The sequence below is a fragment of the Streptomyces sp. NPDC058877 genome (assembly GCF_042742855.1).
Taxonomy (GTDB): Bacteria; Actinomycetota; Actinomycetes; order Streptomycetales; family Streptomycetaceae; genus Streptomyces.
On the sequence record NZ_JBHYMF010000271.1, the window covers coordinates 1 to 7646 of the forward strand.

2 protein-coding genes are annotated in these 7646 nt (G+C 73.3%); both read right to left on the minus strand.

Features of this window, described 5'->3' with window-relative positions:
* Nucleotides 1–2 precede the first annotated feature (2 nt).
* Nucleotides 3–218, minus strand: a complete 216-nt coding sequence (locus ACFW2Y_RS33435; RefSeq protein ID WP_384886784.1) for an MbtH family protein — start codon at nucleotides 216–218, stop codon at nucleotides 3–5.
* Nucleotides 215–7402, minus strand: a complete 7188-nt coding sequence (locus ACFW2Y_RS33440) for an amino acid adenylation domain-containing protein (protein WP_384886787.1) — start codon at nucleotides 7400–7402, stop codon at nucleotides 215–217. The genes ACFW2Y_RS33435 and ACFW2Y_RS33440 overlap by 4 nt, the downstream gene beginning before the upstream one ends.
* Between the last annotated feature and the right edge of the window lie 244 nt (nucleotides 7403–7646).

Genomic DNA, 7646 nt, shown 5'->3' on the forward strand with positions numbered 1-7646 from the left:
GTTCAGGCGTACTGGGCAACGAGGCTGCGCGGGCGGATGTCGGTCCAGTTGGTGGTGATGTACTCCATGGCGTCCGTACGGCTTCCCACACCCCAGACGCTGTGCCAGCCGGCGGGCACAGCGGCGAAGGCCGGCCACAGGGAGTGCTGGCCCTCGTCGTTCACGACGACGTGGAATGAACCTTCGGCATTGTCGAACGGGTTGACGGAATCACTCATGACTGGCTCCTCATTTCTTCCTTCTGGAGTGCGGAGAGTTTCTCCGCAACTATTTTGCCGATCTTTTCGAGAGGCTCGGGCTCGGCCATCTGGAGGTGACCGCATTCCATGGTGTGGTTGTCGATGACGCCCTCGGTGAAGGGAATCCAGGTGGCGGCCAGGGCCCCTTCCTGCTCCCCCGGCCTGCGGGCGGTGAAGAACACCGTGTCGGCGTCGGCGACGCCCGGCACGTGGCGTGCCATGAGCTCGGCGTGGGTTTGGGAGGCACGGAGCACCGCCCGGAGTTCCGCGTCGGAGAATCCGGCGAGGACGGGGTCCTCACGACGGATCTCCTCCAGCGCCGCCACGAGCTCCCCGGCGTCCGCGGGGCCGGGCTTCGCTGCTCGCTCTTCGGGCGGCAGCACGGACGTGCTTCCGGGCCCGGTCTGGTGGACGTCCAGGAGCGCGAGCAGTTCGACCCGCTCGCCCGCCTCGCGGAGCCGTACCGCCATCGCGTGGGCGACGAGACCACCGTAGGACCAGCCGAGCAAGCGGTAGGGCCCCCAGGGTTGGACCTGCCGGATCCGCTCCAGGTAGTCGTCGGCCATCTCCTCGACGCTGCTCGGCCGGTGGTCGAGCTCGCTCAGCGCGCGGGCCTGCAGGGCGTACAACGGCTGGTCGTCACCGAGGTGTCGGGCGAGACCGGCGTAGGCCCAGCCGACACCGGTGCCGGGGTGGACGCAGAACAGCGGGCGGTGGGTGCCCCGGGTGCTCAGCGGGAGCAGGACGCCCAGGGCGGCGGCAGCGCCGTCGTCGGAGGAGCCGAGCAGTCCGGCGGGGGTGGGGAGCCGGAAGAGGTCACGGACGGTGCGCTCGATGCCGAGGACGCTGCGGACGCGGTTGACCAGGCGGACTCCCAGCAGCGAATGGCCTCCCAGGGAGAAGAAGTTGTCGTCGATGCCGACGCTGGGCACGCCGAGGATCTCCGCGAACAGACCGCACAGCACCTCTTCCCGGGCGTTCCTGGGCCGTCGCCCGCTCCGGGCTGTGGGCCGGTGCGGCGCGGGCAGCGCCGATCGATCGGGTTTGCCGTTGACGGTCAGCGGCAGGGCGTCGAGGACCACGACGGCGGACGGCACGAGATGCTCGGGGAGCGCCGCGCGCGCCTCGGCGAGCAGCTCGGCCTCGGTGACCGAGGTGCCCGTGCGGGGGACGGCGTAGCCGACGAGGCGCTTCTCGCCGGGCCGGTCCTCACGGACGACGACGAGTGCCTGGCCGACCGCGGGATGGGCGGCGAGGGCCCGCTCCACCTCGCCCGGTTCGATCCGCACGCCGCGCAGTTTGATCTGGCCGTCCGCCCGCCCGAGGAAGCGCAGTTCGCCCGCGGGCGTCCAGAGCACCCGGTCGCCCGTGCGGTACATGCGGCTGCCGTCGCGCTCGAACGGATCGGGCACGAACCGCTCGGCAGTCAGCCCCGGGCGGCCCACGTAGCCCCGGGCCACGTGCGAACCGGCGATGTACAGCTCGCCCGGCACGCCCGGCGGCACCGGCCGCAGTCCCGCGTCGAGGACGTGGCTGCGGGTGTTGTCCATGGGCCGGCCGAGGTGGACTCCGGCACCCCGCAGAGCGCGTTCCCCGGTGTCGAACCACTGGTTGTGGGAGGCGAAGGTGGTCTCGGTGGGACCGTACGAGTGGACGAGGGCGGTGTCCGGGCAGTGCGCGAGGACCCGCTGCACGGCGGTCGGATCGGCGACGTCACCGCCGGTCCACACCTCGCTCAGCAGCCGGAGGGTGTCCAGGCCCTCGTCCGCCATGACGTGGAAGAGCCCCATGGTGAAGTAGGCGGAGGTGACGCCGTGTTCGCGGACGGCGCGGGCGGTCTCCGCGAGGTCCGTGCCGTCGCCGGGGGTGACGACGAGACTTCCGCCGTTGAGCAGCGGCACCCAGATCTCGAAGACGGACGCGTCGAAGCCGGTCGCCGAGTGGACCAGCATCCGGGGCGGTGCGCCCGCGCGGACGTCGCGGTCGGCGGCGAGTTCCAGCACGTTGCGGTGGGTGACACCGACGCCCTTCGGCCGCCCCGTCGAACCGGACGTGAACATCACGTACATCAGGTCGTCCCCGGTCGCGGGGGCGTCCTCGGCACGGGGGCCGGTGATGTCGGGGACGCCCGCGGCACCGGCGTCCGGGGGGCACGGCGCCGCTCCTTCTCGCCCGTCCACGAGCAGGAGGACCGGCCCCTCCCCGGTCCCGGCGACCGCGGCGTGGCCCGCGTCGGTCGCCACCACCCGTACTCCGGCGTCCTCCAGCATCAGCCGGATCCTGGCCCCGGGAAGGCGCGGGTCCAGGGGGAGGTAGGCGGCTCCGCTCTTGAGGACCGCCAGGGCGGTCACCACCAGTGGGACGCCTCGTTCGAGGAGGACGCCCACGGTGTCGCCGCGGCGGACTCCACTGGAGCGGAACCGGGCGGCGAGCGCGTCGGCCCGCGAGTCGAGTGCGCCGTAGCCGACGGTCTCCCCGTCGGTGATCAGCGCGGGCGCACCGGGGGTGCGGGCGGCGCGGCGGGCGATGAGCTCGTGGATCGTGTCGGGCTCTGGGGGCACCACGGTGGCGGTGTCGTTGTACTCGGTGATCAGCCGGAACCGGTCGGCGGCGGTGAGCAGGTCGACGTCCCCGATCCGGGTCCCGGGGTCGACGGCGGCGACCCGCAGGGTCCGTTCCAGATGGGCGGCGAGCAGCGCGGCCGTGGGCGCGTCGAACAGGTCCGTGGCGTATTCCAGGCCGCCGACGAGGCCGGTGGGACGTCCGTCGTCACCCCTGCGCTCCTCCATCGCGAAGGTCAGGTCGAACTTGGTCGAGACGGTGTCGAGGAGCGGCTCCCCCGCATCGTGCCCGGCGTGGAAGAGGGCCTTCGCCGCCGCGGCGCCGGGCACGTCACCGGTGTAGTCGTGGTGGAGTTGGACGACGACCTGGGCCAGCGGGTGGTGGGCGGTGGTGCGGACCGGGTTGAGCCGCTCGACGACCCGTTCGAAGGGCAGCTCCTGGTGACCGTAGGCAGCGAGGTCGGTCCGTCTGACCCGTTCGAGGAGTTCGACGAAGGTGGGGTCGCCCGAGGTGTCGGTGCGCAGCACCAGGGTGTTGACGAAGAAGCCGACGAGCCCGCCGAGCCGCTCGTCGTCGCGTCCGGCGGTCATGGTGGCGAGCGGCAGGTCCGTGCCCGCCCCGTGCCGGGTGAGGACGGCGGCCAGGGCCGCTTGGAGGACCATGAACAGGGTGGCGCCGCTGCGTCGGGCCAGGGCTTCGAGGGCCTGGTGGGTGCCGGCGTCGAGGGTGACGGGGGCGCGCCCTCCCCGGTGGGTGGCTTCGGCGGGGCGGGGACGGGCGGACGGCAGTTCGAGCACGGCGGGGGCACCCGCCAGGGTCTCCTCCCAGAACTCCAGGTGCGCCCCCGCGGCCGGACCGTCGATCAGGTCCCGCTGCCAGAGGGTGTAGTCGGCGTACTGGACGGGCAGCGGCTCCCAGTCGGGGGCGCGGCCCCCGCTCCTGGCCCGGTAGGCGGTCCCGAGGTCGGCGAGCAGCGGGCCGGTGGACCAGCCGTCGGCGGCGATGTGGTGGACGAGGAGGACGAGGACCTGCGTGCTTTCGTCGTCGGTGGTGAGGATCGTGGCGCGCAGGGGCGTCTCCTCCGCCAGGTCGAAGACGTGCGAGGCGGCCGCTGCGACGCCGGCCGCGATCCGGTCGGCGGGCACGGACTCCACGTCGAGCGGGGGCCTGACTGCGGTGAGGACCTCCTGGTGGGGCTCTCCGTCGACGGCACGGTAGCGGGTGCGCAGCACTTCGTGCCGGTCGGAGAGGTCGGTGAGGGCCTCGGCCAGGACCCGGGCATCGAGGGGTTCGGCGGGCCGCAGGACCAGCGGAATGTTGTAGGAGGCGCTGGGGCCTTCGAGGGTGTCGACGAACCACAGCCTGCGCTGCGCGTACGACAGGGGGACGCGGGCGGGACGGTCCGCGCGCGGGGCGGGGCGGGAACGGGCCGGTTCCGCGACACCGGTGGTGTCCGGGCCGGTGGCCCGGGCGGCGATGCGGCGGGCGAGCCCGTCGGGGGTGGGGGCGATGAGCAGGTCGCGGACCTGTACGTCGACGCCCAGGCGGGCACGGATCCGGTTGGCGAGCCGCACCCCGCTCATGGAGTGGCCGCCGATGCTGAAGAAGCCTTCGTGCGGGCCGACCTGATCCAGGCCGAGCGCCTCGGCGAACAGCTCCCTGAGGATGTCGACCTGTTCGGCGGGTGCCTCGGCGTCGGAGCGATCGGCCGGTTCGGCGGCGACGGCGGTCGAGCGGGCAGCGGCGCGGCGCACGTCGAGGGCCTGCCGAACGGCGGGTTCGACCAGCGCACCGTCCGGGACGGGCTGCCCGGGCCGGTCGGCGGTGGCGCGCAGGGCGCGCTCCAGGGCGGTGAGCAGGATGCGGGCGGTGTCCTCGTCGAACACGTCCCGGGCGTACTCCAGCCCGAGCCGGAGCCCGACGGGGGCGCCGTCGGCGTCGCGGAGGTCCTCGAAGGCGGCGGTGAGGTCGAACTTGGTGGTGGCGGACGCGTCACCGACGAAGCGACCGACGAGGTCACCGAAGCGGAAGGCTCCGGGGTCGGGGCCCGTGGTGCGCAGGGTGAGCATCACCTGGAAGAGCGGGTGGACGCCGGGCGTGCGGGGCGGGTTGAGGTGCTCGACGAGGAGGTCGAAGGGGAGTTGTTGGTGGGCGAACGCCATGAGGTCGGCGTCGCGGATCCGGCGCAGCAGGTCGGTGAAGGTGGGGTCTCCGGAAGTGTCCGTGGGCAGCACCAGGGTGTTGACGAAGAAGCCGACGAGCTCGTCGAGGGCTTCGTCGTCGCGTCCTGCGACGGGGGTGCCGAAGGCGGTGTGCTCCCCGGCGCCGGTCGCCCGCAGCGCCAGTGCCAGTGCGGCTTGCAGCACCATGAGGAGGCTGGCGTCGTGTTCTTCGGCGATTCGGGCGAGGCCGGTGTGGACGCCCGGTTCGAGGAGGGCGGTGACCAGCCCCCCGTCGTGGCTGCGGAGGGCGGGACGCGGCCGGTCGAGCGGCAGGTCGGTCGCGGTGGGCAGGCCGTCCAGGGCCGTGCTCCAGTGGGCCAGACCGAGGGAGGCGGGGGAATCGGGGTCCTGGGGGTCACCGAGGAGTTCGTTCTGCCAGAGGGTGTAGTCCGCGTACTGGACGGGCAGCGGCTCTTGCTCGGGGGCACGCCCTTCGGCACGGGCCGCGTAGGCACGGGCGAGGTCGGTCATCAGGGGGTTGAGCGACCAGCCGTCGCCGGCGACGTGGTGGAGCAGGACGGCCAGCGTGGCGCCGGGTCCGTCGTCCGGGAGGAACAGGGCGACGCGCAGCGGCAGTTCGCGCGAGAGGTCGAAGGTTTCCTCGGTGAAGTCAGCGACCCGGGAGGCGAGTTCACCGGCGGGGCACTCGACGGTGCGCAGCCGGACGACGGTGGGTGCGAGGACGTGCTGGTAGGGCTCGTCCTGGGGCGCCGGGAACACGGTGCGCAGCACCTCGTGGCGTTCGACGAGATCGGTCACCGCGGCGGCGAGCGCGGCACGGTCGGGGGCCGTTTCCAGGTCGAGGACGATCGGCATGTTGTAGGCGGAGGACGGTCCGTCGAGCTGACCGACCAGCCACAGCCTGCGCTGGGCGTGCGAGAGCGGGACCCGGTCCTCGACGGGCAGGGGTTCCTCGTCGACCACGGGCAGACGCGGGTCGGTCGTCCGCAGCACCTTGCGGTTGATCTTGCCGGAGCTGGTGCGGGGCAGGGCGACGACGAGGGAGACGGTGGGCACCGCGGCGGCCGGCATGCGCCCGCGCACCCAGTCGCGGAGTTCCTCCGCACCGGTGCCGCCGTCGGTCACCACGAAGGCGACGAGGCGCTTGACTCCGTCGTCGTCCTGGTGGGCGACGACGGCGGCCTCCCGGACCTTGGGGTGGGCGGCCAGGACGGAGTCGACGGCCGCGGGGTCGATGCGCTGGCCGCCGATCTTGACCTCGTCGTCGAGCCGACCGTGATAGAGGATCTGCCGGTCCTCGCCGATGGTGACGAGGTCACCGGTGCGGTAGGCGCGTTCGCCGTCGAGGACGGTGAAGCGTCGGGCGTTCAGTTCGGGGCGGTGGAGGTAACCGCGGGTCAGTCCGCCGCCGAGGAGCCACAGTTCTCCGTCGACGACGGCGGCGCGCACTCCTGGGAGGGGGCGACCGATGGGGACGGGTCCGGAGTCGTGGCGGCTGAGGTCGGCCACGGTGGCCACCACGGTGGTCTCGGTGGGCCCGTAGCAGTTGAGCAGGCGGATCCGGTCGCCGACGAGGCCGCGCCACTGGGCGACGCGCTCGGGCAGGGCGGCCTCGCCGTAGATCATGACGGTGCGCAGGGTGTCGGGGAGGCGGACCGGGTCGGTGGTGAGGACGTAGACGAGTTCGTGCCAGTAGGCGGCGGGCAGGTCGAGGTGGGTGATGCCGTGCCGGGCACAACCGGAGAGGAGTTCGGCCACGTCGAGCATGTCGTCGGTACGCAGGACGAGGGTGCCGCCGGCGCCGAGGGTGGCGAAGACCTCCTGGATGCTGGCGTCGAAGTGCAGTGGGCTGAACTGGAGGACCGCGTCCTCGGGGCCGATGTCGTAGGCGGGGGTGGCACCGGCGATGAAGTGGGCGAGGGAGTCGTGGGCGACGACGACGCCGTTGGGGGTGCCGGTGGATCCGGAGGTGTAGATGACGTAGGCCGCGCCCTCCCCGGCACCGGGGCCGTCGAGGACGAGCTCGCCGTGGTGGGCGACGTCGGCGGGAGCGGGCGCCCGGTCTCCGCAGGCGTCCTTGAGGATGGCCTCGTTGCGGGCGTCGGGGGCCTGGACGTCGAGGGGCAGATAGGCGGCGCCCGTGGCGAGGACGGCGAGGAGGCCGACGATCGCCTCGATGCCGCGGGGTCGGTGGAGCGCGACCAACCGGCCGGGGCCCGCGCCCTGCGCGGTGAGCTCCCGAGCCCGTTCCCGTACTGCCGCGGCGAGCTCGGCGTAGGTCAGCCGGGCGGCTGCGTGGACCAGGGCGGGGGCCTCGGGGCGGGTGCGCGTCTGGTGGGCGATCAGGTCGAGCACGAGCGGTGCGGGGGCGGGAGAGGGTCCGCCGTCGAGCAGGTCTTCCGTTCTGCTGGGGGGCATGCTGCATTCCTCCGGTAAAGGGCCGAGAGACCGGGGCGAACGGTTCCTCTCGCCTCCGTGCCCTTCACGCTAGGGGCCCCGTCCGCCCTCCCGGGGCAGTCGGCCCCGGCAGCTCCGGGCGCCCCGGCAGCTCCGGGCGGCAGAAGGCGTCTGCCCGGAGCTGCCGGTGGCGGTCCGTCAGCGGGCGGGGCGGCGGGCGCCCGCCTTGGTGCGGCGGTGCAGTGCGGGTGCGGCAGGCCGGCGG